This is a genomic window from Aminobacter sp. MDW-2, from assembly GCF_014250155.1.
Taxonomy (GTDB): Bacteria; Pseudomonadota; Alphaproteobacteria; order Rhizobiales; family Rhizobiaceae; genus Aminobacter; species Aminobacter ciceronei.
In genome coordinates, this window is record NZ_CP060197.1 from 3,474,626 (window position 1) to 3,498,341 (window position 23,716).

At 63.0% G+C, this 23,716-nt stretch carries 30 protein-coding genes; 14 read left to right on the forward strand and 16 right to left on the reverse strand.

Going from position 1 to position 23,716, the window contains the following annotated elements; genetic code table 11:
* Nucleotides 1-54 precede the first annotated feature (54 nt).
* The 3 genes from H5P29_RS17025 to H5P29_RS17035 all read left to right on the forward strand — a co-directional run bounded on the left by H5P29_RS17025 (nucleotide 55) and on the right by H5P29_RS17035 (nucleotide 2,129).
* The gene (locus tag H5P29_RS17025; RefSeq protein ID WP_067961518.1) at nucleotides 55-651 is read left to right on the forward strand and encodes a cold-shock protein; all 597 of its coding nucleotides are present in this window, start codon (nucleotides 55-57) and stop codon (nucleotides 649-651) included.
* A 147-nt stretch (nucleotides 652-798) separates the two neighbouring features.
* On the forward strand, nucleotides 799-1,317 hold the full coding sequence (locus H5P29_RS17030) for a DUF192 domain-containing protein (RefSeq protein WP_067966458.1): 519 nt from the start codon (nucleotides 799-801) through the stop codon (nucleotides 1,315-1,317).
* A gap of 35 nt (nucleotides 1,318-1,352) precedes the next feature.
* Nucleotides 1,353-2,129 carry an alpha/beta fold hydrolase gene (locus tag H5P29_RS17035; RefSeq protein WP_154384027.1) on the forward strand — a complete coding sequence of 259 codons (777 nt, stop codon included), beginning with the start codon at nucleotides 1,353-1,355 and terminating at the stop codon, nucleotides 2,127-2,129.
* Between the two features lie 3 nt (nucleotides 2,130-2,132).
* Here the strand turns inward: H5P29_RS17035 and H5P29_RS17040 are convergent, their stop codons facing one another.
* Nucleotides 2,133-2,723: a hypothetical protein gene (locus H5P29_RS17040; protein WP_067961522.1), complete on the reverse strand. Its 591-nt coding sequence runs from the start codon at nucleotides 2,721-2,723 to the stop codon at nucleotides 2,133-2,135.
* Between the two features lies 1 nt (nucleotide 2,724).
* A complete protein-coding gene (locus tag H5P29_RS17045) occupies nucleotides 2,725-3,507 on the reverse strand; it encodes an enoyl-CoA hydratase-related protein (RefSeq protein ID WP_154384028.1) in 783 nt (260 codons plus the stop codon).
* Between the two features lie 130 nt (nucleotides 3,508-3,637).
* Between H5P29_RS17045 and cysE the strand changes: the two genes are divergently transcribed.
* Nucleotides 3,638-4,486: a serine O-acetyltransferase gene (gene cysE, locus H5P29_RS17050; RefSeq protein WP_154384029.1), complete on the forward strand. Its 849-nt coding sequence runs from the start codon at nucleotides 3,638-3,640 to the stop codon at nucleotides 4,484-4,486.
* Between the two features lie 127 nt (nucleotides 4,487-4,613).
* Nucleotides 4,614-4,817 (forward strand): DUF3126 family protein, encoded by a 204-nt coding sequence (locus H5P29_RS17055; protein ID WP_067961526.1) that lies wholly within the window; start codon nucleotides 4,614-4,616, stop codon nucleotides 4,815-4,817.
* A gap of 45 nt (nucleotides 4,818-4,862) precedes the next feature.
* Here the strand turns inward: H5P29_RS17055 and H5P29_RS17060 are convergent, their stop codons facing one another.
* On the reverse strand, nucleotides 4,863-5,588 hold the full coding sequence (locus tag H5P29_RS17060) for a hypothetical protein (RefSeq protein ID WP_154384030.1): 726 nt from the start codon (nucleotides 5,586-5,588) through the stop codon (nucleotides 4,863-4,865).
* Between the two features lie 208 nt (nucleotides 5,589-5,796).
* Between H5P29_RS17060 and H5P29_RS17065 the strand changes: the two genes are divergently transcribed.
* Nucleotides 5,797-6,330 carry a gamma carbonic anhydrase family protein gene (locus tag H5P29_RS17065; RefSeq protein ID WP_067961529.1) on the forward strand — a complete coding sequence of 178 codons (534 nt, stop codon included), beginning with the start codon at nucleotides 5,797-5,799 and terminating at the stop codon, nucleotides 6,328-6,330.
* 376 nt (nucleotides 6,331-6,706) lie between these two features.
* On the opposite strand, the gene H5P29_RS17070 is transcribed toward H5P29_RS17065, so the two are convergent.
* From H5P29_RS17070 to H5P29_RS17080, 3 genes are all read right to left on the reverse strand, one after another.
* Nucleotides 6,707-7,312, reverse strand: a complete 606-nt coding sequence (locus H5P29_RS17070; RefSeq protein ID WP_067961531.1) for a transglutaminase-like cysteine peptidase — start codon at nucleotides 7,310-7,312, stop codon at nucleotides 6,707-6,709.
* Between the two features lie 514 nt (nucleotides 7,313-7,826).
* Nucleotides 7,827-8,444 carry a PilZ domain-containing protein gene (locus H5P29_RS17075; RefSeq protein ID WP_067961533.1) on the reverse strand — a complete coding sequence of 206 codons (618 nt, stop codon included), beginning with the start codon at nucleotides 8,442-8,444 and terminating at the stop codon, nucleotides 7,827-7,829.
* A gap of 117 nt (nucleotides 8,445-8,561) precedes the next feature.
* Complete coding sequence (locus tag H5P29_RS17080) at nucleotides 8,562-9,200, reverse strand: PAS domain-containing protein (protein ID WP_067961534.1); 639 nt, start codon at nucleotides 9,198-9,200, stop codon at nucleotides 8,562-8,564.
* A 381-nt stretch (nucleotides 9,201-9,581) separates the two neighbouring features.
* On the opposite strand from H5P29_RS17080, the gene H5P29_RS17085 reads away from it, so the two are divergent.
* Nucleotides 9,582-10,313 carry a rhomboid family intramembrane serine protease gene (locus H5P29_RS17085; RefSeq protein ID WP_154384031.1) on the forward strand — a complete coding sequence of 244 codons (732 nt, stop codon included), beginning with the start codon at nucleotides 9,582-9,584 and terminating at the stop codon, nucleotides 10,311-10,313.
* 102 nt (nucleotides 10,314-10,415) lie between these two features.
* Nucleotides 10,416-10,847: a CBS domain-containing protein gene (locus tag H5P29_RS17090; protein WP_067961538.1), complete on the forward strand. Its 432-nt coding sequence runs from the start codon at nucleotides 10,416-10,418 to the stop codon at nucleotides 10,845-10,847.
* A gap of 60 nt (nucleotides 10,848-10,907) precedes the next feature.
* Here the strand turns inward: H5P29_RS17090 and H5P29_RS17095 are convergent, their stop codons facing one another.
* On the reverse strand, nucleotides 10,908-11,165 hold the full coding sequence (locus H5P29_RS17095; protein WP_067961539.1) for a YjhX family toxin: 258 nt from the start codon (nucleotides 11,163-11,165) through the stop codon (nucleotides 10,908-10,910).
* Nucleotides 11,166-11,704: 539 nt separating this feature from the next.
* On the opposite strand from H5P29_RS17095, the gene H5P29_RS17100 reads away from it, so the two are divergent.
* The 3 genes from H5P29_RS17100 (at nucleotide 11,705) to H5P29_RS17110 (ending at nucleotide 14,124) form a co-directional block, all read left to right on the forward strand.
* Entirely contained in the window at nucleotides 11,705-11,983 is a 279-nt protein-coding gene (locus H5P29_RS17100; protein WP_246786989.1) for a sensor histidine kinase KdpD, read from the forward strand.
* 144 nt (nucleotides 11,984-12,127) lie between these two features.
* On the forward strand, nucleotides 12,128-13,630 hold the full coding sequence (gene gatB / locus H5P29_RS17105) for an Asp-tRNA(Asn)/Glu-tRNA(Gln) amidotransferase subunit GatB (protein ID WP_067966460.1): 1,503 nt from the start codon (nucleotides 12,128-12,130) through the stop codon (nucleotides 13,628-13,630).
* 2 nt (nucleotides 13,631-13,632) lie between these two features.
* Nucleotides 13,633-14,124 carry a GNAT family N-acetyltransferase gene (locus H5P29_RS17110; protein WP_067961543.1) on the forward strand — a complete coding sequence of 164 codons (492 nt, stop codon included), beginning with the start codon at nucleotides 13,633-13,635 and terminating at the stop codon, nucleotides 14,122-14,124.
* A gap of 12 nt (nucleotides 14,125-14,136) precedes the next feature.
* Here H5P29_RS17110 and panC read toward each other — a convergent pair whose 3' ends face one another.
* The 3 genes from panC to H5P29_RS17125 all read right to left on the reverse strand — a co-directional run bounded on the left by panC (nucleotide 14,137) and on the right by H5P29_RS17125 (nucleotide 16,432).
* The gene (panC, locus tag H5P29_RS17115) at nucleotides 14,137-14,982 is read right to left on the reverse strand and encodes a pantoate--beta-alanine ligase (RefSeq protein WP_154384032.1); all 846 of its coding nucleotides are present in this window, start codon (nucleotides 14,980-14,982) and stop codon (nucleotides 14,137-14,139) included.
* Nucleotides 14,979-15,815 (reverse strand): 3-methyl-2-oxobutanoate hydroxymethyltransferase, encoded by an 837-nt coding sequence (gene panB / locus H5P29_RS17120; protein WP_067961546.1) that lies wholly within the window; start codon nucleotides 15,813-15,815, stop codon nucleotides 14,979-14,981. Before panB ends, panC begins: the two co-directional genes overlap by 4 nt.
* Nucleotides 15,816-15,949: 134 nt before the next feature.
* Nucleotides 15,950-16,432, reverse strand: coding sequence for a hypothetical protein (locus H5P29_RS17125; protein WP_067961548.1), 483 nt, complete (start codon nucleotides 16,430-16,432; stop codon nucleotides 15,950-15,952).
* 157 nt (nucleotides 16,433-16,589) lie between these two features.
* On the opposite strand from H5P29_RS17125, the gene H5P29_RS17130 reads away from it, so the two are divergent.
* From H5P29_RS17130 to H5P29_RS17140, 3 genes are all read left to right on the forward strand, one after another.
* Nucleotides 16,590-16,988 (forward strand): NADH:ubiquinone oxidoreductase subunit NDUFA12, encoded by a 399-nt coding sequence (locus H5P29_RS17130; protein WP_067961550.1) that lies wholly within the window; start codon nucleotides 16,590-16,592, stop codon nucleotides 16,986-16,988.
* Between the two features lie 316 nt (nucleotides 16,989-17,304).
* Nucleotides 17,305-17,736, forward strand: a complete 432-nt coding sequence (locus tag H5P29_RS17135; protein ID WP_154384240.1) for a DUF2155 domain-containing protein — start codon at nucleotides 17,305-17,307, stop codon at nucleotides 17,734-17,736.
* A 69-nt stretch (nucleotides 17,737-17,805) separates the two neighbouring features.
* On the forward strand, nucleotides 17,806-18,180 hold the full coding sequence (locus H5P29_RS17140) for a hypothetical protein (RefSeq protein WP_067961552.1): 375 nt from the start codon (nucleotides 17,806-17,808) through the stop codon (nucleotides 18,178-18,180).
* A gap of 7 nt (nucleotides 18,181-18,187) precedes the next feature.
* Here H5P29_RS17140 and aat read toward each other — a convergent pair whose 3' ends face one another.
* The 6 genes from aat to H5P29_RS17170 all read right to left on the reverse strand — a co-directional run bounded on the left by aat (nucleotide 18,188) and on the right by H5P29_RS17170 (nucleotide 23,600).
* Nucleotides 18,188-18,805, reverse strand: a complete 618-nt coding sequence (gene aat, locus H5P29_RS17145; RefSeq protein WP_067961555.1) for a leucyl/phenylalanyl-tRNA--protein transferase — start codon at nucleotides 18,803-18,805, stop codon at nucleotides 18,188-18,190.
* A 12-nt stretch (nucleotides 18,806-18,817) separates the two neighbouring features.
* Nucleotides 18,818-20,161 (reverse strand): acetyl-CoA carboxylase biotin carboxylase subunit, encoded by a 1,344-nt coding sequence (gene accC / locus H5P29_RS17150; RefSeq protein WP_067961557.1) that lies wholly within the window; start codon nucleotides 20,159-20,161, stop codon nucleotides 18,818-18,820.
* Between the two features lie 18 nt (nucleotides 20,162-20,179).
* Nucleotides 20,180-20,653 carry an acetyl-CoA carboxylase biotin carboxyl carrier protein gene (gene accB, locus H5P29_RS17155; RefSeq protein ID WP_067961559.1) on the reverse strand — a complete coding sequence of 158 codons (474 nt, stop codon included), beginning with the start codon at nucleotides 20,651-20,653 and terminating at the stop codon, nucleotides 20,180-20,182.
* A gap of 29 nt (nucleotides 20,654-20,682) precedes the next feature.
* Nucleotides 20,683-21,117, reverse strand: a complete 435-nt coding sequence (gene aroQ, locus H5P29_RS17160; protein WP_067961561.1) for a type II 3-dehydroquinate dehydratase — start codon at nucleotides 21,115-21,117, stop codon at nucleotides 20,683-20,685.
* A gap of 131 nt (nucleotides 21,118-21,248) precedes the next feature.
* Complete coding sequence (locus H5P29_RS17165; protein ID WP_067961563.1) at nucleotides 21,249-22,043, reverse strand: DsbA family protein; 795 nt, start codon at nucleotides 22,041-22,043, stop codon at nucleotides 21,249-21,251.
* A gap of 156 nt (nucleotides 22,044-22,199) precedes the next feature.
* Nucleotides 22,200-23,600: a M48 family metalloprotease gene (locus H5P29_RS17170; protein WP_067961565.1), complete on the reverse strand. Its 1,401-nt coding sequence runs from the start codon at nucleotides 23,598-23,600 to the stop codon at nucleotides 22,200-22,202.
* Nucleotides 23,601-23,716: the final 116 nt, after the last annotated feature.

A 23,716-nucleotide genomic window follows, 5' to 3' on the forward strand; every position in this document is an offset into this window, starting at 1 on the left:
TTAATCTTATCTCAAGAATCAGTAATGGCGTTTGCAAGGAAAGGGGGCGTTCTGATGGGGGAAAAGGCCTCTCTCGTGGTGCAGAACGGCACTGGCCGGGACGCTTTCGAGCTCGACGACAGCCACGACGGTGTCGGTCTGGTCGAGCTTTCGGGCGCCATCAAATGGTTTGACGTGGCCAAGGGCTACGGCTTCATTCTTCCCGACAACGGAATTGGCAGCGACGTGCTGCTGCATGTCACCTGCCTGCGCCGCGACGGCTTCCAGACGGCGCTCGAAGGCGCCCGCGTCGTTTGCCTGGTCAAGCAGGGCGACCGCGGCCTGCAGGCCTTCCGCGTGCTCTCCATCGACAATTCGACCGCCGTGCACCCCGCCGAAATGCAGGAACAGCGCACTCATGTCTCGGTCACGCCGGAAAGCGGGCTCGAGCGCGCGCTGGTCAAGTGGTTCAACCGTACCAAGGGTTTTGGCTTCCTGACGCGCGGTGAAGGCACCGAGGACATCTTCGTCCACATGGAAACGCTGCGTCGCTTCGGCGTCACCGAGCTTCGGCCGGGGCAGGTGGTGCTGGTTCGTTTCGGCAAGGGCGACAAAGGCCTTATGGCTGCCGAAATTCACCCCGATCTAGGGACCTTGCCGGTTTCGCACTAGGTTTCAGGTGAAGCCGGCCTGCAAATGGCGGCTTTCTGCGCTTCCGGCGCTCACGGACCTGAATGTCAGCTCTGCTCCGGTTCTCGAAATCCACCATTTTCGGATCGGCCTGACCAGAAACGCGAACGCGCCCCGAAGATGGATATAATGATCACACGCAAATCGCTGCTGGCCGGAGCCCTCGGCGCTGCATTGTTTGCGGCGCCGGCCTTTGTCGTTTCATTGGTTGCCACCGGGGCCAGCATTGCCCAGGAGGCGATGAAGCTGCCGGTCGATGCCGAGCCACTGATCGCTGCCACCGCCAAGGGCGACGTGCCGTTCCGTATCGAGATTGCCGACGAGCCGGGCGAACGCTCGATGGGACTGATGTTCCGCAAGGACCTTGCCGACGACCAGGGCATGCTGTTCGTGTTCGAGCAGACCCAGCCGGTCGGCTTCTGGATGAAGAACACGCCATTGCCGCTTGACCTGGTCTTTGTCGGTCCCGACGGCAAGGTGCTCGACGTCCTGCCGGGCACGCCATTTTCGGAAGCGGTCATTGCACCCGACGAGCCGGCGCGCTTCGTGCTCGAACTCAAGGCCGGCACGGCAGCCAGGTCAGGCATTGCCGACGGCGTCAGGCTCAGGCATCGCGCAATCACGGCTGCCGCCGGCAATCCGGGCTGACGCCAGACCTGGGCCAAAGACCATTCGGAGCAACGATGGCTATCGATCATTTTTTCCATGAAGGTTTCGACCTGGCGTTTCTCGACCTGCCGCCGGCGGGCGCCGGCAGCGGCGAGCCGGTGCTGATGATCCATGGCTTTGCCTCCAGCCACTTCGTGAACTGGGTGTCGCCGGGCTGGTTCAAGACGCTGACCGAAGCCGGATACCGCGCCGTCGCCTTCGATCATCGCGGCCATGGCGGCTCGACCAAGAGTTACAACGAGGCCGACTACACGCCGAGCAAGATGGCCAGCGATGCGGTGGCCCTGCTCGACCATCTCGGCATCGAGCGTGCCCATGTCATGGGCTATTCGATGGGCGCGCGCGTCTCGGCGTTCATGGCGCTGGAGGCGCCCGACCGGGTGGCGACGCTGGTGTTCGGCGGGCTCGGCATCGGCATGGTCGACGGTGTCGGCGACTGGGACCCGATCGCCGCCGCACTGCTGGCCGAGGACCCTGCTGCGATCACACAGCCGCGGGCCAGGATGTTCCGCGCCTTCGCCGACCAGACGCGCAGCGACAAAAAGGCACTTGCCGCCTGCATTTCGACCTCACGCGAACTGGTGACCGACAACGACATCAGGCGGATCATGCAGCCGACCTTGGTCGCCGTCGGCACCAAGGACGATATCGCCGGCTCTCCCGAGGAACTGGCACGCCTGATGCCGCATGGCGAAAGCTTCGATATTGAAGGCCGCGACCACATGTTGGCCGTCGGCGACAGGACGTTCAAGAAGCGCGTTCTGGAGTTTTATGCCGAGCACCCGCTCTGAGCGTCAGCCGCCCAGCCTTGTCAGCGAGCGCTCCATGTTGGCTCGTGCTTCGGCTTCGAACCGCGTCACGAAGATGTCGGTATGGAAAATACGAGGCCGCGCCAGGAAATTGCGCAGCACCGCACCGCGACCGGCGCACCAGTCGGTGTCGCTGACCCAGTCATATTCGCGCCTGACGGCGTCTTCATAGGCGTCGAAGATGTCAGCCGGGGCACCGAGGATCGACAGATCCATGTCGAGCAAAAGGGCTGCGTCGACCTTGGCTGCCGCATCTTCGAAGGCAGGCACCTCGTGGCTGGCGGTGGCCTCGATCATCCTGACGATGCCGGCGAGGCGAGCGGCGTCGACCCGCCCATTGAGCCTGTCGGCGGCCAGCGCTGCACTTTGCGCCTCATTGTCCTTGGCGCGGCTGTCATAGATCGCGTCATGGAACCAGATCGCCGCCTCGACCGCCTCGGCATCGGCGAACTGGGCGCGGTACTCCGTCAGCAGCCCCAGCAAAGCCTCGATGTGGCGGATGCCGTGGTAATGGCGGTCGTCGGCCTGATAGAGGGCGGTCAGTTCCGCCTTGGTGGCGTCGTCGATCAAAGACATGTCACCGCCCCTTGAACACGGGTGTGCGCCGGCCGGCAAAGGCGGCGCGGCCCTCGGCATAGTCGTCGCTGAGAAAGGTGGCGTCGCCGGCGGCCCGGGCAAGGGCTGTGTCGCCTGCGTCACGGCTCAACACCGCGCGGATTGCCGCCTTGGAGGCGCGCACCGACAGGGGCGCATTCTCGGCAATTGTCCTGCTGATCTCGGCGACGCGGGCATCGAAACGCTCGGGTTCGACGGTTTCGAGCAGGAACCCTGCAGAGAGGGCTGCCTGCGCATCGATGCGGCCGGCGGTGTAGATGAGATATCTCGCCATCTGCGGTCCGGCGGCCCAGACGATGTCGCCCATCGCGTCCTGCGGGTAGGCGAGGCCAAGGCGTGCCGCGGGCACGGCAAACAGGGCGTCCGGCGTGGCGATGCGCAGGTCGCAGGCCGCCGCCAGGCCGAAGCCGCCGCCGAAGCAGATGCCGCGGATCGCCGCGATGACGGGAATGGCGCTGTTGCGCAGGGCGGCGAAGGCCGCCGAATTTGTCGCCTCATAGGCGCGTGCACTGTCGGCATCGCCGCGCAATGTATCGAATTCGGAGATGTCGGCGCCGGCGGAAAAGTCCTGGCCCGCGCCGCTGAGGACGATGACACGGATGTCGGGATTGGACGACAACAGGAGGACATGACGGGCCAGGTCGACCCACATCGCCTGGGTGACGGCGTTCTTGCGCGACGGGCGGTTGATGACGATCGTGGCAACGCCACCGGCCGTCATGACCAGCAAGGGTTCAGTTTCCATGGCGCCTTGAATATCCGCGAACCAAATCCACTTGATCGAGCACTAAGGAAAATTGAGTTCAATCGTGCTAACATCTGGCTTATATGTCCCGCGCGGGAATGCACAAGCCGGCAGTGAACGGAGACCGTCGATGAACACCATATCCGCAGCGCGCCCAAGCGCGGTGAAGCCGGTCGATCCGATCTGGCGATCGGTGCGTGACGAAGCGACCGATGCGGTTGCGGGCGACCCGCTGCTGGCGGCATTTCTTTATGCCACGATCCTGAACCAGGACACGCTCGAGGAAGCGGTGATCCACCGTCTGGCCGAGCGCCTGGCGCATCAGGATCTCGGCGCCGACCTGATCCGCCAGACCTTCTATGCCATGCTGGAAGATCGGCCGGAGTGGAGCGACACGGTGCGCACCGACATCCAGGCCTATTACGATCGCGATCCTGCCTGCGACCGCTATCTGATGCCCGTGCTCTACTTCAAGGGCTTCCACGCCATCCAGACGCATCGCCTGGCGCACTGGCTGTGGAACCGCGGCCGCAAGGATTTCGCGCTCTATCTGCAGAGCCGCTCGTCCTCGGTGTTCCAGACCGACATCAACCCGGCCGCGCGCATGGGCAAGGGCATCTTCATCGATCATGCCACCGGTCTCGTCGTCGGTGAAACCGCCGTCGTCGAGGACGACGTCTCGATCCTGCATGGCGTGACGCTGGGCGGCACCGGCAAGGCCGGGGGCGACCGCCACCCAAAGATTCGCTACGGCGTGCTGATCGGCGCCGGCGCCAAGATCCTCGGCAACATCGAGGTCGGCCACTGCTCCAAGATCGCCGCGGGTTCGGTGGTGCTGTCGCCGGTGCCGCACAACAAGACGGTGGCAGGTGTTCCGGCGCGCGTCGTCGGCGAAACCGGCTGCGACCGACCGTCGAGCCAGATGGACCAGCTGCTGCCGTCGCAGACCATGGATCACGTCGTCAGCTTCGATATCTGAGATTGCGTGCCGGCGCCCGTGACGGGCGCTGGCGCGATTTGCGCGGGGGTAAGCCAAGCCTTGCCTTTACAGCGCCATGGTTGGCGTGTCAGAAGCGCGTCTCTTAACGACAAGCCGGAGAAGCCAGTTGAAGCCGGAAGAAATCCGAAAACTCGACGCCTATTTCAAGCGTCAGTTCCAGAACCCCAACCTTCAGGTCAAGGCACGTCCGCGCAAGGACGACTCGGCTGAGGTCTATATCGGCGACGAATTCCTCGGCATCGTTTTCAAGGACGAGGACGACGGCGACTACAATTTCTCGATGGCGATCCTCGACGTCGATCTGGGCTGACCAATCGCTCGGCCCCTGCGCCGCGCGGCGACGTTCGCGCGGCAGCTACTTCACGTGCAGCATGGCATTCGCCTTGGCGATCACCGCCCGGTCCAGCGCACGCCACTCTCCCAGAAGCTCCCTCGGAAATCTGTAGGTCAGGCTCAGATCCCTGCCGACGAAGACGTCGCGCTCGCAAGGCGCGAGCGATTCCTCAGCCTCCGTGCCGCTGAGGCAGCGAGCGACGAAGGGTGGTTCGCCGTTGCGCGCGGCAACCGCAAGCACCTCGTTGAGATAGCCTGAGTTCTCGGTGAAGCCGAACAGCGTCATGCCTTCGGGGCCCGGTACGCCCGGCTTGACGGTCAGTTCGCTGTAGATTGGCGCGAGCCGGCCGCTCATGTCGCGGGTCATCATGCGCGGTTCGAGGCTGAGAAAGACGATGCGCTTGTGGCCGTCGACATTGTTGAACGCCGGCCGTGCCGCCTCGCTGTAGCCGTCCATTTCGGGCCAGCGCAGATAGAGATCGAGGCGCCCGGCAATGCCGTCGCGGCGGGCCTTCTCGAAGCGGATCATGTTGGCGGGGGCTGAAATGACGTCGTTGCCGATGACGATTTCGCGCGGTGCGACCTCATCTGTGTAGCCGGCCATGGCGATGGTCTGGCCGAACCAGCGGCCGCCCAGACTGATCGCCACCGAAAGTATGGCGAGCACGGCAAAGCCGTAGAAGACCTTCATCATCAGCGCCGAATCGACGACGTCGAAACCGGAATTGTCGGCCGTCTCTTGCTTCATCTGATGTCTCCAGAGCGGCCACGGCTGGCATTTGCCTTCGCGTCATGCGCCTTGCCGGGCCGGTAACCCCAGCTCCCGTTCGTTCGGGAGCCCGATATCTGTTCGACATTGCGTGCGCATGGTTAATGGCGCGTTAAGGCTGTGTTGCACGCTTGCCTTGTGGCGATGCGCTCCATAGGTTGCGCGCGCCAAACAAAAGGAATTGACGATGCCGCTTTACGCAATCGACGGGGTCGAGCCGCAGTTCGAGGACCGCGCCACCAGCTGGATCGCGCCCGATGCGGCGGTGGTTGGCGATGTCAGGATCGGGCGCGACGTCGGCATCTGGTTCGGGACAGCCATCCGCGGCGACCGCGAGCCGATCACCATCGGCGCCCGCAGCAATGTCCAGGAACATACGGTAATGCACACCGATCCGGGCTTTCCGCTCACAATCGGCGAGGGCTGCACCATCGGCCACAGGGCTATCCTGCATGGCTGCACGGTCGGCGACAATTCGCTGATCGGCATGGGCGCGATCGTGCTCAATGGCGCCAGGATCGGCAGGAACTGCCTTGTCGGTGCCGGTGCACTGGTGACAGAAGGCAAGGAATTTCCCGACAATTCGCTGATTGTCGGCTCCCCCGCCAAGGTGATCCGCACACTCGATGACGCAGCCGCCGACCGGCTGCGCAAGTCCGCGGACGATTACGTCGCCAACCAGCGCCGGTTTTCCGGCGGGCTGAAGAAGCGCGAGGACTAGGCGAGACGGCCGACTCGCGAAGGCTGCGCCGCGCGGCGCAGCGACGCCAGGCTTCTGAACACAGCCGCTGCGTTTCGGCATTTTCGCAGCCAGGGAAACTCATCCCCGCGACCGCGGGCTTATCTTGAGCCTGACCACCTTGCCCGGCGGCATTTCGTTTGCACCCTGGCTTGCCTGAAAAGGCGGAGCCGGCCCGGGGATGGGCCGGCTCCTAGACCCGGTCGTTGGGGACGGGGAGGGTGGGGACGCGACCGGGTTTTCTCACCAGCGCATGCCCCCGAAAACCGGGGCCGATTTTCGGAATGCCATGCACCGATTCATAGGGCTGCAGCTGCCTTGGCGCGCCTCTCATAGGGCGCGCCCGGGGCTGCTGCGCTTAGCGAACCGACGCCACCGCGTCGGCGCGGCCGTCGTTGATCGCAATCCAGACGCCCGAATTCCGCTCCGACTGGCGCTTGAGATAGGTGTATTCGGTCTCGTCCCAGGCCAGGACCCGCGTGTCGAGGTTGTCGAGGATGTATTCGCCGAGGCTGGTTCGCACCGTCAGGACTGCATGGCCGTCGCCATTGGGCTGGCGCACGACGGTGATCAGCAGATTGCCGGCGGGGACGCCCAGCTCCATCAGGTTGCGGCGCTTTTCCAGAACATAGTCCTCGCAGTCGCCGGCGCCGTTGTCGGGATAGGACCAGACTTCTTCCTGGCCCCACATTTCCATGTCGGTGCGCGGCGCGACGTCGGTGTTGACCTTGTCGTTGATGGCAATCATCGCCTTCCACAGGCTGCGGGTCAGCTCGACCGGCTTGCTGCTTGCGGTCTTTTCATTGCACTCGATCGGCGAGCGCTTGCACAGCTCATAGTGGCCGACCGGCTGGGTGGTGCGGCCGTTGGTCTGCATGACTGCCGGTGTCGCCATGGCGGCGCTGACGGCACCGGCCTGAATTGTCGTGGCCAGAAGCAGAAGCCATCCCCGACGCATGTTCATTTTGTTGTCTCCCCGTTTGAGGTGACAATGACAGGTCCGGATTTATTTGACGCAAAACTGCGAAGTAGATGTTGAGTAAAAACAAAAAAGAAATTGCGGAAACAAAGAATAGAACAATAATAAAACTTGCGGAAAATTTGATTACATTTTTATCGAATTTGGCATGACGACGCTGCGTGCCGCAGGGATCGGGCAAATCAGGTCCGAGTGGCATGACCTGTTTCGCGGGCTTGGGTGGTAAGCCCGGTTTGTCCGGAGCTGCCTCTCCGCTTCGTCATCCCAGAGGCCTGCCCCGAGGATCCATGCTGTGATGGTGAGGAGCGTGATGCCGGGGAGGTGACGCCGGAGAGGCAGTCGCGGGCTTGTCTGTGCTGGAATGAAACAGCAGTCGAGCCGCTGCCGTTGTTCTGGAACGCTACGCTTGTGCGCTTTCGGATGTGCCTGCGTCAAAATACGAACAGCCTGACCTTCGGCGGAAGGTCAGGCTGTGCCTTTTTATGAAAACTGGGCGCAGTCAGGTGCGCGGGCGGTTGAACTCGGTGTCGAGCGATTCGGGGCGCTGGATGACGGCGAATTCGATGGCGACGCCGTCTTCGAAGTGGCGGACGATCTGGCCCCGCATGGTGCCGAGCGTGACCTGGACGCCGATCGCCGGCTTAACCTCGATCTCGATGGCAGCACCTGAAAGCGACAGGTCGATGATGCGGCAGGGATATTGCCGGCCATCCATGAGCTGCAGCGCGCTGATCGGATTGCGCGGGGCGACGCGCTCGTGGCGGCGGTCTTCCGGCAGGTCGAGTTCGTGCTTGTTGGCAAGCCAGGTCAACTGGGCCGCCAGCTTGTCCTTCTTGCGCTCGGAGGCGATGACGGTCATGGCGAAGCCGTCCGATAGCGTGCGGGTGATGACGCCCTCGACGCGGCCGATATGGTCGATATAGGCAATGACTTTTTCGCCTGCGGCGCCTGAGCGGTCGGTGCGGAAGGCGACGTTGCCGGGCGACATGTCGACGACCTGGCCGGCATGCTCGGTTCGATCCTCGAGCATGAAGCGACCATAGATCTTCACGCGGACGCGCTGGAAGTTGCGTCGTTCCGCCCGTGACGGCGCGTAGTCAATCGCCGCTGGCCTCATGTTACCCTCATATCTGCAAACTCCCGCCGAACCGCATCGGGGAGCTATTGGGCGAAACTAGCGCCAAAGAGGTTAACAAAACGCCTAGCAGCGGGCCTCTGGGGTCGCCCGCTTGCGCTATTCTTCGCGTCCGCCTTCGAGAACGAACAGGTGGCGTATCCGGCGCGCGCCATCGAGCGGGCTCGGCTCGCCGGAAAGGGCGCTATCGCTCGGTGCGAGCGATGGCACGGTGACCGCCGGACGGTTCTTGAGGAACATCGGTTCCAGGTCCGGATCGACGACGCGCACGCTTTCGATGGAGGCGTCGGTGAGCGGATCGGAGCCGAGCCAGAACGGCCGGTCGACGCTCGACAGGACGCCCAGGCTGCGCGGGTTTTCGATGCCGCCATCGAGCGGCAGCAGAAGCATTTCGAAGCTCGTTGCGCGCAGGCTGGAGGTGAAGCCTTCGAAGTTGATTACCACCACGGACTTCTGCTGGAACACACCATAGGCAAGGCGTGCCATCAGCCTTTGGTCCTTTTGACGCCACAGCGAGGGGAACGAAAAGCCCTTGAGCTCGCGGCCGAAGGTGGCGCACAGCCGGGTGCCGGCGAGGCGGAAGACCGCTTCGCCGCGGGTGTCGCGCTCGAGGATGAAAGTGTCTGCAAGCAGGGCCTTGATCTCGGCCGGCTCGACTTCCGTCCGTTTAGGTGCGGGTCGGCCGTCGCGAAGGCGGTTCCAATATTGGAACAGTGCCAGCGATCCTTTCTGTTTCATATTGCTCCGCTCCGAGCGTTTCTGTGCCTGATGTGCCATCTCTGGACAGAATCGCTTCATTCTTGAGGACTACATGAGGCGCGGAGCAGGACGCGTGCCAGTCTTGGTAACAGTTGTTAACGGGTCGGGATCGTTAAGGTTAACAAAGGGTTTACGTTGCTGTGCCCAGGCTTACGTGGCACGTTCCATTCACTCCATGAAGTGGCCGCGCAGGCGCGGTCGGCAGCACTTCAGTCAAGAGTTACTTTTGGGGACGGGCAGGGGGGCTCGACCAGCCGTCCAGGGGCAACCCTGGGCGGCTTCTTTTTTTGCGCTTTCGGCCGGCCTGCACTAGATGGAACGAGGCTGGCGCACGCCGGACCACAAACGAATCGGAAGTGCATGAGCGAACCAGCAAGACAGAACGACGCGCCTGAGATCATCGAGGCCGAGCCGCAGCGCCGCGAACCGGTGTTCAACCTGCCAGCCATCGTCATTGCGATCATCGGCGCCTGCGTGGCGATCCATCTGATCCGTGTCTATGTCCTCAGCTCCGACCAGGATTTTGCCCTGGTGGTACGGGCGGCTTTCATTCCGATCCGCTATTCGGGCCAATATGATCTCGAAATCTGGGCTTTCACCAGCCCGCTGACCTATGCCTTCCTGCATGGCGGCTTCGCCCACCTGATCATCAACATGGTGTGGTTGGCAGCGTTCGGCTCGCCGCTTGCCAACCGACTCGGGGTCGCTCGGTTCTCGGCGTTCTTCGCCGTCACGACGCTTGCGGCGGTGGCGCTGCACTATGTGCTGCATTCGACCGATGCCTCGCCGCTCGTCGGCGCCTCGGGCGCGATTTCAGGCATGATGGGGGCTGCCGCGCGTTTCAGCTTCCAGGTCGACCGTTCGCAAGGCAAGCCGGCTTTTGCAGGCGCGCCGCTGCCGATCCGCGATGTCTTCCGCTCACGGACGGCAATGACCTTCTTGGGCGTGTGGATGGTCATCAACCTAGTCACCGGGATCGTCGGTTTCACCCCTGGCGTCGACAATCAGATCGCTTGGGAAGCCCATATAGGCGGCTTCCTGGCGGGCTTTCTGGGCATCAGGTTTTTCGACCGCAGGCGCGAGTTTGCCTGAGCGCGTTTTACTTGAAATGCGACCCAATGCAGCGCACGATGCAGTTGGCCCGGTGGGCCGGCATGGAGTGTTTTGACTGATCGACAGCAGCAGGAGGCCACGATGACTGTGAAGGCAATTCTCGAGAAGAAGGGCCACGACGTTTTTACCATTGGGCCCAATGTACAGCTGTCGGAAGCGGTTCGCATTCTTGCCGAACACCGTATCGGTGCCCTGGTCGTGACCAATGGCGACCGCAAGATCGTCGGCATCCTGTCCGAGCGCGACGTCGTCCGTATCATCGGCAAGGAAGGTGGTGCCGCCCTTGAAAAGGCGGTGCGCGACGTGATGACCCCCAAGGTCAAGATCTGCAACGAGAACCACACGGTTAACCAGGTCATGGAGATCATGACGGTCGGCCGATTCCGCCACCTACCTGTCGAGCGCGACGGTTATCTCTACGGCATCGTGTCGATCGGCGACGTGGTCAAGCGCCGCATCGAGGATGTCGAGCGGGAGGCAGAGGAAATCAAGGCCTACATCGCCACCGCCTGAGCTCAGGAGCACGCAGGGCTTGCGCCGGCCAGGACTGATCCCGGCCGGCGATGCCGCCTTTTACCTGTTGTCGAGTTCGGAGCGGACGAGTTCGAGTCCGCGCCGTGTGATGCGATAGGGGCCGCCATCGGAAGAAGAAACAGCCTTCTTTCGCTTCAGTTTCCTGAAAAGGTCGAGATCGAAGCCCGGATAGCGCCAGCCATCGCGGGTGAGGCAGATGGCTGCCTCGATCTTGCTCTTGTCGTTCTTCTCGATTTCGATACGTCCGCCCTGGGCGAGCAGGTGGAGGATGCGCTGTTCCGTGCGCGAGATGTCCATTCTTGATGAGTCCTGGAAAACCTGGCCGATGGGCCAAAGAAAAATGCCGCCGCCGCGAGAACTCACGGCACGGGGTTTCAGGTTTTCATGCCCCGCCTTCAGGAGAAGGCTGGAGCCTCAGCAGGGCTCAGACGAATAGAACATCCACACTCCATAGGGATGGCCAGGATATAGCAACGAAGCAGGCGAAATGCCAGCCCACCGACCCGCGCGGTCGGGTTGCTGGCTGGCGGATCTGTTGCCGATGCCGGCATCGCTGCAACAAGACTTGACATTACTTCATACCGGCACGGGTTCCGAATTGGGATGACTGGTCGCGTCGGGTGCAACGCCCGGTGGGGCGGGGCGCCCATCTCAGGCTTCGGAGTACGCATGTCCGCAAATATAGATACTGCACCGGTTGCTTTCCGCATGTCGCTGGCGGTCATGGTCATCGGGATTCTCGCCCCGGATACGGCTTGGGCAGCAGATCGCGCCACAGCCAATGACGAACAAATCTCTGCGACAACAGCGTCAAGTTCGCGCCCAATGTCGAGGTGGTGCTGACCGCCACCGACGACGCGGTGCTGATCGAGGTCAGCGACAACGGCCCCGGAATCCCCGAAACGGTGCGGGCGCGTGTATTCGAACCCTTCTACAAGGTCGACGCCTCACGCGGCGCGAGCGCCAGGCGCGGCTTCGGCCTGGGCTTGTCGATCGTCGCCGACATCGTGCACGGCCATGGCGGCAGGATAGCGCTCGACGACAACAGGCCGACCGGGCTTGTGGTCAAGGTCGACCTGCCAAGAGGCCTTGTCGCCGCCGAAGCGATGTCCTGAAGCGAGATGAGAACGCAAGCCGCAGCCTTGCCGCGCAGGCAGCGCTTGCCTCCATTGGCTGTTTGCACTAGCGAAGGCGCACACTAAACTATGCGTTTCGTACTTCTCGATCCGCATCTTCTCGATCCAATGACGCAGGCCGCCATGTCCCTCATCGATACCCGCACGCCCGACGCCAAGCGCTTCATTTCCGGTGCCACCGGTGACTGGGAGGTCATCATCGGCCTGGAGGTCCATGCCCAGGTCACTTCGGAAGCCAAGCTGTTCTCCGGTGCGTCGACCGCGTTCGGCGCCGAGCCCAACGCCAATGTCAGCCTGGTCGACGCGGCAATGCCCGGCATGCTGCCCGTCATCAACGAGGAATGCGTCAAGCAGGCGATCCGCACCGGCCTCGGCCTCAAGGCGCAGATCAACCTGAAGTCGGTGTTCGACCGCAAGAACTACTTCTATCCCGATCTGCCGCAGGGCTATCAGATCTCACAGTTCAAGCAGCCGATCGTCGGCGAGGGCAAGATCACCATCTCCGTCGGCCCTGACCGCAAGGGCGAGTTCGAGGACATCGAGATTGGCATCGAGCGCCTGCATCTCGAACAGGACGCCGGCAAGTCGATCCACGACCAGCATCCGACAATGTCTTACGTCGACCTCAACCGTTCGGGCGTGGCGCTGATGGAGATCGTCTCCAAGCCGGACATGCGCTCGTCGGACGAGGCAAAGGCCTATGTCACCAAGCTGCGCACCATCGTGCGTTATCTCGGCACCTGCGACGGCAACATGGACGAGGGCTCGATGCGCGCCGACGTCAACGTTTCGGTGCGTCGTCCGGGTGGCGAGTTCGGTACGCGCTGCGAGATCAAGAACGTCAACTCGATCCGTTTCGTCGGCCAGGCTATCGAATATGAGGCACGTCGCCAGATCGCCATTCTCGAGGATGGCGGCAAGATCGACCAGGAAACCCGCCTGTTCGATCCGAACAAGGGCGAGACGCGTTCGATGCGCTCGAAGGAAGAGGCGCACGACTACCGCTATTTCCCCGATCCGGACCTTCTGCCGCTGGAATTCGACCAGGCCTATGTCGACGCGCTCGCCAAGGACCTCGTCGAGCTGCCCGACGACAAGAAGGATCGCCTGGTCACCTCGCTCGGCCTGTCGGTCTATGACGCCTCGATTCTGGTTTCCGAAAAGTCGATCGCCGACTATTTTGAGAAGGTGGCAAGCGGCCGCGACGGCAAGGCGGCCGCCAACTGGGTCATCAACGATCTGCTCGGCGCGCTCAACAAGGCCGGCAAGGATATCGAAAACGCACCTGTTTCTCCGGATCAGCTCGGTGCCATCATTGACCTGATCAAGGAAGGCACGATCTCCGGCAAGATCGCCAAGGACCTGTTCGAGATCGTCTGGAACGAGGGCGGCGACCCCAAGGAGCTGGTCGAGAGCCGCGGCATGAAGCAGGTGACCGACACCGGCGCCATCGAAAAGGCCGTCGACGACGTCATCGCCGCCAACCCCGACAAGGCCGACCAGGCCCGCGCCAAGCCGACAATGGCCGGCTGGTTCGTCGGCCAGGTGATGAAGGCGACCGGCGGCAAGGCCAATCCGCAGGCGGTCAACGACCTGGTCAAGGCCAAGCTCGGCATCGAGGAATAGCGATGTTCGTACGCACGGCGAGCGAGCGCGACCTTGAGACGATCAAGGCGCTGCTCGCCGACACGTGGCACGCGACCTACGACGCCATCTATGGCGTCGAGCGGGTCGATGAAATCACGGCAGAGTGGCATTCGCTGGCGTCGCTCAAGGCGCGGCTGACGCGGCCGAATTCCGAGTTTCTTGTTGCCGACGACGGCAAGACCATCGCCGGCATGGCCTTTGCGGCGGCATCCGGTGACGCCAAGACAGTCATGCTGCACCAACTTTATGTGCTGCCGCGCCACCAGCGGGCCGGCGTCGGTCGGCTGCTGCTCGACGAGATCGAACAGTGCTTTCCCGAGGCGCGCATGTTGCGGCTCGAAGTGGAAGAGGCAAATGCAGGCGCCATTGCCTTCTACGAAGCAAATGGTTTCGCCCATGCCGGTGCGACTGCCAATTGCGGCGCCGACCAGTCCGGCATTCCGGCGCTGATCTTCGAGAAGAAGCTGGGCTGATACAGGCCGGACTTAGCTGGCCGAAATCTCGACATTGTCGATGAGACGCGTCTTGCCGAGGCGGGCCGCAACCAGCACTCGACCGTCCGTGTCGCGTTGCCATGGCGCGAGCGTGTCGCTTTGGCGCGCGGCGACATAGTCGACGGCATCGAATCCGGCTTCCAGCACGTCCTGCCGCGCGGCGGCCATCGTCACCGCCTCGTCGGCACCGCCTTCAAGGGCGGACGCTGCCTTGCGCAGGATCTTGTTCAATCGGCGCGCGATCTCGAGTTCCTGGGCGCTGAGATAGGCGTTGCGCGACGACATGGCGAGGCCCTCGCTGTCGCGGATCGTCGGCGAGCCCACGATCTCCAGCGGCAGGTTCAGGTCCTGCACAAGCTTCTTCACCACGCAGAGCTGCTGGTAGTCCTTCTCGCCGAACACGGCGAGGTCGGGCTCCGACTGGATGAACAGCTTGCCGACGACGGTGGCGACGCCGTCGAAGAAAGCCGGCCGGAAATCGGTCTCGAGCCCGGCCGACGGGCCGCCGACCGAGATCGAGGTGGCAAAGCCTTGCGGGTAGACCTCCTCGACACCGGGCGTGAAGGCGAGGTGGACGCCCGCCTTTTCCAGCCTGTCGAGGTCGAGCGCCAACTGGCGCGGATATTTGTCGAGGTCTTCGGTCGGCGCAAACTGGCGCGGATTGACGAAGATCGAGACGACGCAACGGTCGGCGCGCTCAAGGGCGGCACGCATCAGCGAGACATGGCCGTCATGCAGCGCGCCCATTGTCGGCACCAGCGCGACCTTCAGTCCTTCGGCACGCCATGCCCGCACCTGGGCGCGGAGGGCGGCGATGGTTTCGACGACAATGGTCATGCCTTGTCCTTGTTCAGCGAAAACAGGTGCTCGGGGCCGGGAAAGGCGCGGCTGCGGACGTCGCGAGCGTAGGACGCGGCGGCGTCAGCGACGACATCGCGCAAATGCGCGTATTCCTTGACGAATTTGGGCACCCGGTCGACGGTCAGGCCAATGGCGTCATCGATGACCAGCACTTGGCCGTCGCAAGCGGGGCTGGCGCCGATGCCGACGGTGGGAATAGTGATGCGCCGGGTGATCTCGGCCGCAACCGGCTCGACGGTGCCTTCGATGACGACCGAAAAGGCGCCCGCCGCCTCGACCGCCCTGGCATCGGCATAAAGCGCCTCGGCATTGGCCTCGGAGCGGCCCTTGATCTTGTAGCCGCCTTCCTTTTCGACCGACTGCGGCAACAGCCCGATATGGCCCATGACGGGAATGCCTGATGCGACGATGGCTGCGATCTGCGCGGCAATTGCCACGCCGCCTTCGAGCTTGACGGCATCGCAGCCGGTTTCGCGCATGATGCGGCCGGCGGAAGTGACGGCGTTTTCGACGCTGTCCTCGTAGCTGCCGGCGGGCATGTCGACGACGACGCAGGCGCGGGACGCGCCGCGCATCACCGCCTGGCCGTGGGCGACCATCATGTCCATCGTCGCGCCCAGCGTGTTGGGATGGCCATGCAGCACCATCGCAACACTGTCACCAACGAGCAGCAGATCGACATGCGGATCGAGCAGCCGGGCGATCGGATAGGTGTAAGCGGTGAGACAGACGATGGGCTCCTTGCCCTTGCGGGCCAGCAGAGCGGCGGGCGTGATGCGGCCGGCAGCCGCAGGCGCGTCGGAAGCCATGTCTTTTCCTCCCTCGACGTTTCCGGCCAAGGCCGGTCCGTGAGCCCTGTCAGGGCGAGAGTCCTTTAAGGACCGGCTAATTACTTTGCAAGTGCGAGATGAAAACGTGAGCAAGTGCGAAATGGCATCGTCCATCAGGACGAGCGCGGCTCTGCCTCTTCCTGCGCAAGGCGCCTGATGTAGACGGCGAACGCGGGGTCTTCGCCTGGCAGGAGCTGGGGCAGGGCGTTGCGAAAATCCTCGCGCCGGCACCATTCGCGCATGAAATCCTCCCAGGATGCCCAGCGGCGGCGCTTGCGATCGGACATGCCGGGTTCGTAGGCGACGAGATAGGCACGTTCGAACAGGGAGATCAGGATGGCGAACATGGCGAGCAGCCGGTCCTTTTGTTCGGCCGTCAGGTCCTTCGTTGCGGTCTGCGATTGCAGGTAGAGGTCGGAATGGTCGAGCGACAGCGTCAGGAAGTTGGTGTAGCCGTCGGAGAGCATCTGGTAGATTTCTTCCTCTTCGTTGACCCGCGCCTTGCGCTGTTCGAAGACGAAGATGAAGATCGCCAGCGGCAGGCCGAAGATCGTCACCAGCATGCTCAGCATTTCGAGGATCTGCATGAAGGGCATGGATTACGTCCATTCTGCTGCTCAGCGCGAACAGTAGGTGTTGATGGATCGTCTGCCAATCGTCGCAGGCGGCAAGTTGCAGCTTCTAAACTCTTGCCTTCGTGCCGGCGTGACGCCATAAGCAGGAGACTTTCGACGCGCCTGCCGCGAGGATCCGATGAAGAAATTCCTTGTCCAGTTTTTCACCTGGTGGAACGGCCAGACCCTTGGCACGCGTTTCCACACCTGGCGCAAAGGCACCAAGGTGGGCCAGGACGAGTTCGGCAACGTCTACTATGAAGGCGGCAAGGATTCCGAAGGCCGCACGCGCCGCTGGGTGATCTACAACGGTTATGCCGAAGCCTCGATGATTCCGCCCGGCTGGCACGGCTGGATGCACCATCGCGTCGACGTGGCGCCGCCGAGCGACAACTACATTCCGCGCGACTGGCAGAAGCCACATCAGCCGAATCTGACCGGCACCGGCGGCGCCTACCGCCCGAAGGGTTCGGTGCTGGGCAATACGCATCGCCCGCAGGTCACCGGCGACTACGACGCCTGGACGCCCGGCGCTTAAGACAGACAGCTTAACGGCGCGGACATTTGTCGCCACAATTGGCGGCTAACTCCTTGCCCATTGGCGTCAGGCGATTAGCCTTGGCGCGTGGGAATCAGCGAGTGGGACACACTCCGGGCGCAACGGCGGTAACGACTGAATGATTTTTCCTGGCCGGATTCCGTCGAGCGGACGATCGAAGGCAAAAACCCTGCTTGTGGCGGCAACGCTGTGCGCAGCGCTTGGCCAGGCAACGGCCCAGGACAGCATCGAGCGGCTGCCGCTCGATCAGCAGGTCGAGCAAGGTGACGATCTGCCTGCCATCGACGTCCCACCCTTGCCGGGTGAGGGGCAGCCTGCTCCCGATCAGGCCCAGCCTGCTCCTGCAGAGACACAGGCAGCACCCAAGGTCGCGGCCCCGCCGCAGCGGATCAAGAACGCGGTTGCCGAGTTTGCCGGCATCGACAAGATCACCGGCCGCATCATCACCTTCGACGTCTATGTCGACGAGACCGTGCAGTTCGGCGCGCTGCAGGTGACGCCGCGCGTCTGCTATTCCAGGCCCGAGAACGAAGAGCCGAAGACCGATTCCTTCGTCGAAGTCGACGAGATCACCCTCGACCGCAAGATCAGGCGCATCTTCACCGGCTGGATGTTTGCCGAAAGCCCGGGCCTCAACGCCGTCGAGCACGCCGTCTATGACGTCTGGCTGAAGGCCTGCAAGCAGAAGTCGGACGTTCCCGCTCCGGAAGCCGCCAAGACCAACTGAGCCTTTTTCGGAACCGCTTGGGGCCCCTGACGTTTGGCGTCGTGAGCAACGCCAGCGGAGGATCGTGCCGTGACCGTCAACCGTGACGAACTGCTTGAGCTCGAACGGGAATTCTGGACCGGGAACCAGGAGTTTTTTGCCGAAAACGCCGACAGGGAGTGCCTTGTCGCTTTTCCCGAGATGGCGGGCGTCATGAGCAATGCCGAGCTTGCCGCCACCGCGACCAAGCCGCGCCGCTGGCGCAATCTCGAGATGAAGGTGCAAGGAATCGTCGAACCGGGCAGCGACATCGTCATGCTGACATACGAGGCCAAGGCAATCCGTGAAGATGGCGAGCCGTACCAGGCGCTGGTGAGCACGGGCTACGTCCATCGCCTGCAGGGCTGGAAGATGATGTTTCACGCCCAGACGCCGATAACGCAAGCGGCTCAGACGAAGAGCTAGCTTGCCCTCAGGGCGTGAAGGTGGCTTCGCCGAGGAGCGCCTTGGCGAGCAACTTCTCGTATTTGTCGCGTGGCACGTCGACCGCACCGAAGCGCTTCAGGTGATCGGTTGTGAACTGCGTATCGAGCAGCAGGAAGCCGCGTTCTCTGAGCCGCTGCACCAGGTGGACGAGGCACACCTTGGACGCATCTGTCTCGCGTGAGAACATGCTTTCGCCGAAGAAGGCGCGGCCCAGGGAGACACCGTAGAGCCCGCCGACCAACTCGCCGTCGCGCCAGGCCTCGACGGAGTGGGCGTTGCCGATCCGGTGAAGGTGGGTGTAGGCCTCGCGGATCGGCGCGTTGATCCATGTCGACAGGCGGCCTGCGCGCCGTTCGGCGCAGGCGTCGATGACGCCTTCGAAGTCGCTGTCGAAGCGGATCTCGAAATGGCCCTGCCGGATCGTCTTGGCGAGGCTGTGCGGCACATGGAAGCCGTCGAAGGGGATGATGCCGCGTGTCTCGGGCCGGACCCAGAACACTTCCGGATCCGACGCGCTTTCTGCCATGGGAAAGACGCCCGACGCATAGGCCTTCAGAAGAAGGTCCGTGGGTATGCCGTAGCCGGGCGCATAAGGTCGGGTCATGCGACCCTCATTCTACTCGCCTTTCGCGAGATGTTTTTCCAGCCAGTGGATGTCGTAGTCGCCATTTGCGATGTCGGGGTTACCGACAAGCTCGCGGAACAGCGGCAACGTCGTCTTGATACCATCTACCACGAATTCATCGAGCGCGCGCCGGAGACGCATCATGCATTCGACGCGATTGCGGCCGTGCACGATCAGCTTGCCGATCAGGCTGTCGTAGTATGGCGGGATCCGGTAGCCGGAATAGACGCCTGAATCGACACGGATGCCGAGGCCGCCCGGCGTGTGGAAATGCGTAATCGTGCCGGGCGAGGGCACGAAGGTGCGTGGATCCTCGGCGTTGATGCGGCACTCGATGGCATGGCCGTGGAAGCGGATGTCGTTCTGGGTGACCGACAGGCCGCCGCCCGAGGCGACGCGAATCTGCTCGTGCACGAGGTCGATGCCGGTGATCGCTTCGGTGATCGTGTGCTCGACCTGAAGGCGGGTGTTCATCTCGATGAAGTAGAACTCGCCGTTCTCGTAGAGGAACTCGATCGTACCGGCGCCGGAATAGCCGAGATTGGCCACCGCGTTGGCGCAGATGTCGCCGATGCGCGAGCGCTCTTCGCTGTTGAGGGCGGGCGAATTGGCCTCTTCCCAGACCTTTTGATGGCGGCGCTGCAAAGAACAATCGCGTTCGCCGAGATGGACGCCCTTGCCGGCGCCGTCGCCGAAAATCTGCACTTCGATGTGGCGCGGCTTCTGCAGGTACTTTTCGATGTAGACGGCGTCGTCGCCGAAGGCGGCACCGGCTTCCGAGCGCGCCGTGGCGAGCGCCATCTCGAGGTCGGCTTCGGTCAGCGCCACTTTCATGCCGCGGCCACCGCCGCCGGCGGATGCCTTGATGATGACGGGATAGCCGATCTCGGCAGCGACGCGCTTGGCTTCTTTCTCGTCGCTGACGGCACCTTCCGAGCCGGGCACGACCGGGATGCCGAGGCGCTTTGCGGTGCGCTTGGCTTCGATCTTGTCGCCCATGATGCGGATGTGGTCGCCCGAGGGACCGATGAAGGTGATGTTGTGCGCAGCCAGGATGTCGGCGAACTTGGCGTTCTCCGACAGGAAGCCATAGCCCGGATGCACGGCGTCGGCGCCTGTTATCTCGCAGGCCGCGACGATCTGATGGATGTTGAGATAGCTGTCGCGCGACGGCGGCGGTCCGATGCAGACGCTTTCGTCGGCGAGGCGCACATGCATGGCGTCGGCGTCGGCGGTGGAGTGCACGGCAACCGTCTGGATGCCGAGCTCCTTGGCCGCGCGCAGCACTCTGAGGGCGATTTCGCCGCGATTGGCGATCAGGATTTTCTGAAACATTGCGCGCAGCCTTCCGGCTTACTCGACGACGACGAGCGGCATGCCGTATTCGACAGGCTGCGCGTCTTCGATGAGGATCGCCTTGACCGTGCCGGAGCGCGGTGACGGAATCTGGTTCATCGTCTTCATCGCTTCGATGATCAGCAGCGTCTGGCCTTCCTTGACCACCGAACCGATCTCGATAAACGGCTTGGCATCCGGCGACGGCGCGAGATAGGCGGTGCCGACCATCGGCGAGGGCACTGCGTTCTTCGAGCTGTCGACGGCAGCAGCCGGGGCAGCGGCAGCCGCTGCGGCCACCGGTGCGGCGGCTGCAAGCGGGAGAGGCGCCGGCGCGGCGTAAGCCTGGACGGCAGCCGCTGCCTGGCGCGACACGCGCACCTTGAGATCGCCGAGTTCGACTTCGATCTCGGTCAGGTTGGTATCGTTCAGGATCCCTGCGAGGTCGCGGACCAGCTGCTGATCAACACCATCGGTCTTCTTCGTCGCCATGTTCTAGCCTTTTCTCTTCCTGTTTCCGGTCAGAGCCGGGCGGCCAGCGCCTGCAGCGCCAGCGTGTATCCGAGCGGTCCGAAGCCGCAGATCATGCCCACGGCCACCGGTGCCACCATCGATTTGTGGCGGAACGGCTCGCGTGCGTGGATGTTGGAAAGGTGCACCTCGGCGACCGGCAAGGGCGAGACGGCACGAATGGCGTCCTGCAGCGCGATCGAGGTGTGGGTGTAGGCGCCTGCATTGAGCACGATGCCGAAAGCTTTTTCGCCGGCCTCGTGGATCCAGTCGACCAGGACGCCCTCGTGGTTCGATTGGCGGAATTCGATCGCAAGGCCGAGCGAGGCGGCTGCCGCCTGGCAGTCGGCTTCGATGTCGGCCAGGGTCTTGCCGCCATAAATCCCGGGCTCGCGTTTGCCCAGCATGTTAAGGTTCGGACCGTTGAGGACGTAAACCGTTTTCAAATTAAAGACCTTTCCACCCGCCAGATCCTCTCTGGCGCGGCGGACCCTCTATAATCGGCATAAGCCGTCGCGGAAAGAGCGCAAGCGACTTCTTGCGCTGTCCACAACGGCTCGCGCTGAACAAAGCTTGCTCAGCAGGTGGAATTTGCCTGGCAGGCGGCTGCCGCGGCGATCTTTTCCGCCAGCACATCCTGGCCGAGTGCGCCGAAGACGACCTCGTTGCCGACGACATAGGACGGCGTGCCGCTGATCTGCAGCTTGTTGGCGAGATCGTAGGTGCGGTTGAAGGCTTCGCCGATCGTGGGGTCCTTCATCGCCTCGCGCAGCTTGGCCTCGTCGGCGCCGAGCTCGAGCGCCAGCTTGATGGCGCTGTCCTCGCCGGCGCGGCCTTCGCCGCCGAGCAGCTTGTCGTGGAACTCGCCGTACTTCCCGGGCATCAACTTGCGGAAGGCCATCGACACGACATGGGCCTTCTGAGAGTCCGGGCCGAGGATCGGGAACTCCTTGAGCACGAAGCGCAGGTCGGGGTTGGTCTTGACCAGCGCGTTCATGTCGGCCTGGGCGCGTTTGCAGTATCCGCAATTGTAGTCGTAGAACTCGACGATAGTGATCTTGCCGTCGGGATTGCCGACGATGCCGTCGAACTTCGAGTTGAAGATTTCGTCCTTGCTCTCCTTGATCACGCTCAGGCTGGCGATGCGCTGCTCTTCCTTCTGCTTGGCTTCGAGAGCGCCCTGCATTTCGAGCAGCAGTTCAGGGTTGTTGAGCAGGTAGTCGCGCACGATCGTCTCGACCTGCTTCTTGTCGAGGGCCGTGGTAGCCGCTGTTTCCGCATGTGCGGCATTTGGCGAACCGGCGAGGCCGAAGGCCAGCATGGCGAGGGCGACGGCGATGCCGGTCGTGCCGAGAAGAAGTGCTTTTTTCATGGTCCCTTGGTCTCCAGCCGTTTCGGCTTATGCATGCCTCCGAAAATCTGAAACGATTTTTGGCAAGGGGCATGCATCAGGTTTAAAGTTCTACAGCGTCCTTTGCGCGTCCGGATGACGCGCGGCGCTGTGTGTCGCTGTCCGCCGAAAGAAAGTTCACTTCTTTTTCTTGCTCGGCGCTTTGTAGTTGATGATGTCCTGCGCGCGGACCCAGCCCGGCGAGCCTGGCTTGAGCTTCTGCTGGGCTCGCATCGCAAAGATTTTCGCGTCCTGATAGGCGCCGCTGTAGTAGTGACCGTCGGCGGTGGCAAGGTCGGCGTCGGCGACGTCGCCGAGCATGCCGTAGGCTTGAGCGAGGTAGCGATAGCCCGAGGCGTTCTCGCGGTCGCGGTCGAGGCCCTTGCGGATTTCGACGACAGCCTTCTTCAGCGCGTCGGGCGTGCCCATGGCGAGATAGGTCTGGCCGAGTTGGATCGGCAGGATACCTGATTTCGCCGTGTCGAGGCGGACAGCGTTGGTATAGGCCTCGGCTGCGGCCGCGGGCTTGTTCGACTTCATCAGGATGTCGCCGCGCAGCTCGTGGAAGTAGGCGTTTTTCGGCTGCGACTTGATCAGCGCATCTGTCTTGCTCAGCGCCGAACGCAGATCGCCGAAAAGATAGGTCGACTGGGCGTCGCCATAGCGCGAGGCGAGACCGTCGGTGCCGCGCAGCAGTCGTGAAGTGGCGGCCTGCCCTTGGGTGTAGGCGGCGATCTTGACACGCATCATGTCGTGCCGCTGCTGCAGCGCCTCGGAATCCTTCTTGTCGAAATAGGGGCTTTCGCGCGCCAGCGTCTCGAGATTGGCGATGCGCTCGCGCGGCATCGGGTGGCTGACCTGGTATGGATCGACGCGCGCGCCCGACAGCGACAGTGCGTTCTGGAAGCGCTGGAATGTCTTCAGCATGCCCTGCGCCGACTGGCCGGTGGCATTGAGATAGGTGATCGCCGAACGATCGGCGGTGACTTCTTCCGTGCGCTGGTAGCCGAGCAGGCTGCGCCGTGCCATTTCCGAGCCGCCGGCGACGACGCCGGCGCCCGCAGCACCAAGGCCCTTTGCGTCACTCGCTGCACCTGCGACCATGGCACCGGCGCCAAGCAGGGCGGCGACGATCGCCATCGTCTGGGCACGCGCCAACTGGTCGCGCAGGCGCTCCTGGTGGCCGCCGGCGATGTGGCCGGCTTCATGGGCGATGACGCCGATGATCTCGTTCGGCGTCTCGGCCGTCATCAGTGCGCCGGTGTTGATGAACATGCGCCGGCCGGCAACGAAGGCGTTGAAGGCCGGGTCGTTGACGAGCACGATGTTGATGTTCGAATTGGCAAGCCCCGCCGCCTTGAGAATCGGCCGGGCATAGTCGCGCACCAGGGCTTCGATCTCGGCGTCGCGGACGATCGGAACACCCTGTGCATGGGCAGTTCCCATTGTGCCGAGAGCAAGCCCGGCCGACAGCGCAAGCGCAGTGACTGCGCGCGTTGATCTTGCGACGAAACGCGAAAGACTTGTGATGCTCTGCATAGCGGGAAACACTCGTAAACGAGCCGTCGGGCTGTGAAAAGGCTGGTTCAAGAAACTCATCAACTTGTGATCCCCATATCAATCAGGCATTTGTGCGGCACATTGCCTGGCGGGCG

What these genes read in the sequence shown, in the direction of transcription:
- accC (WP_067961557.1), bottom strand. Translation starts at nt 20,161, where the DNA reads ATGTTTCAGAAAATCCTGATCGCCAATCGCGGCGAAATCGCCCTCAGA.
- panB (WP_067961546.1), bottom strand. Translation starts at nt 15,815, where the DNA reads ATGGCTTCCGACGCGCCTGCGGCTGCCGGCCGCATCACGCCCGCCGCT.
- H5P29_RS17065 (WP_067961529.1), top strand. Translation starts at nt 5,797, where the DNA reads ATGCCGCTTTACGCAATCGACGGGGTCGAGCCGCAGTTCGAGGACCGC.
- H5P29_RS17125 (WP_067961548.1), bottom strand. Translation starts at nt 16,432, where the DNA reads ATGCCCTTCATGCAGATCCTCGAAATGCTGAGCATGCTGGTGACGATC.
- H5P29_RS17070 (WP_067961531.1), bottom strand. Translation starts at nt 7,312, where the DNA reads ATGAACATGCGTCGGGGATGGCTTCTGCTTCTGGCCACGACAATTCAG.
- H5P29_RS17085 (WP_154384031.1), top strand. Translation starts at nt 9,582, where the DNA reads ATGAGCGAACCAGCAAGACAGAACGACGCGCCTGAGATCATCGAGGCC.
- aat (WP_067961555.1), bottom strand. Translation starts at nt 18,805, where the DNA reads ATGACCCGACCTTATGCGCCCGGCTACGGCATACCCACGGACCTTCTT.
- H5P29_RS17075 (WP_067961533.1), bottom strand. Translation starts at nt 8,444, where the DNA reads ATGAGGCCAGCGGCGATTGACTACGCGCCGTCACGGGCGGAACGACGC.
- H5P29_RS17095 (WP_067961539.1), bottom strand. Translation starts at nt 11,165, where the DNA reads ATGGACATCTCGCGCACGGAACAGCGCATCCTCCACCTGCTCGCCCAG.
- cysE (WP_154384029.1), top strand. Translation starts at nt 3,638, where the DNA reads ATGAACACCATATCCGCAGCGCGCCCAAGCGCGGTGAAGCCGGTCGAT.
- gatB (WP_067966460.1), top strand. Translation starts at nt 12,128, where the DNA reads ATGTCCCTCATCGATACCCGCACGCCCGACGCCAAGCGCTTCATTTCC.
- accB (WP_067961559.1), bottom strand. Translation starts at nt 20,653, where the DNA reads ATGGCGACGAAGAAGACCGATGGTGTTGATCAGCAGCTGGTCCGCGAC.
- H5P29_RS17040 (WP_067961522.1), bottom strand. Translation starts at nt 2,723, where the DNA reads ATGTCTTTGATCGACGACGCCACCAAGGCGGAACTGACCGCCCTCTAT.
- H5P29_RS17170 (WP_067961565.1), bottom strand. Translation starts at nt 23,600, where the DNA reads ATGCAGAGCATCACAAGTCTTTCGCGTTTCGTCGCAAGATCAACGCGC.
- H5P29_RS17110 (WP_067961543.1), top strand. Translation starts at nt 13,633, where the DNA reads ATGTTCGTACGCACGGCGAGCGAGCGCGACCTTGAGACGATCAAGGCG.
- panC (WP_154384032.1), bottom strand. Translation starts at nt 14,982, where the DNA reads ATGACCATTGTCGTCGAAACCATCGCCGCCCTCCGCGCCCAGGTGCGG.
- H5P29_RS17045 (WP_154384028.1), bottom strand. Translation starts at nt 3,507, where the DNA reads ATGGAAACTGAACCCTTGCTGGTCATGACGGCCGGTGGCGTTGCCACG.
- H5P29_RS17025 (WP_067961518.1), top strand. Translation starts at nt 55, where the DNA reads ATGGGGGAAAAGGCCTCTCTCGTGGTGCAGAACGGCACTGGCCGGGAC.
- H5P29_RS17130 (WP_067961550.1), top strand. Translation starts at nt 16,590, where the DNA reads ATGAAGAAATTCCTTGTCCAGTTTTTCACCTGGTGGAACGGCCAGACC.
- H5P29_RS17165 (WP_067961563.1), bottom strand. Translation starts at nt 22,043, where the DNA reads ATGAAAAAAGCACTTCTTCTCGGCACGACCGGCATCGCCGTCGCCCTC.
- H5P29_RS17035 (WP_154384027.1), top strand. Translation starts at nt 1,353, where the DNA reads ATGGCTATCGATCATTTTTTCCATGAAGGTTTCGACCTGGCGTTTCTC.
- H5P29_RS17060 (WP_154384030.1), bottom strand. Translation starts at nt 5,588, where the DNA reads ATGAAGCAAGAGACGGCCGACAATTCCGGTTTCGACGTCGTCGATTCG.
- H5P29_RS17030 (WP_067966458.1), top strand. Translation starts at nt 799, where the DNA reads ATGATCACACGCAAATCGCTGCTGGCCGGAGCCCTCGGCGCTGCATTG.
- H5P29_RS17080 (WP_067961534.1), bottom strand. Translation starts at nt 9,200, where the DNA reads ATGAAACAGAAAGGATCGCTGGCACTGTTCCAATATTGGAACCGCCTT.
- H5P29_RS17090 (WP_067961538.1), top strand. Translation starts at nt 10,416, where the DNA reads ATGACTGTGAAGGCAATTCTCGAGAAGAAGGGCCACGACGTTTTTACC.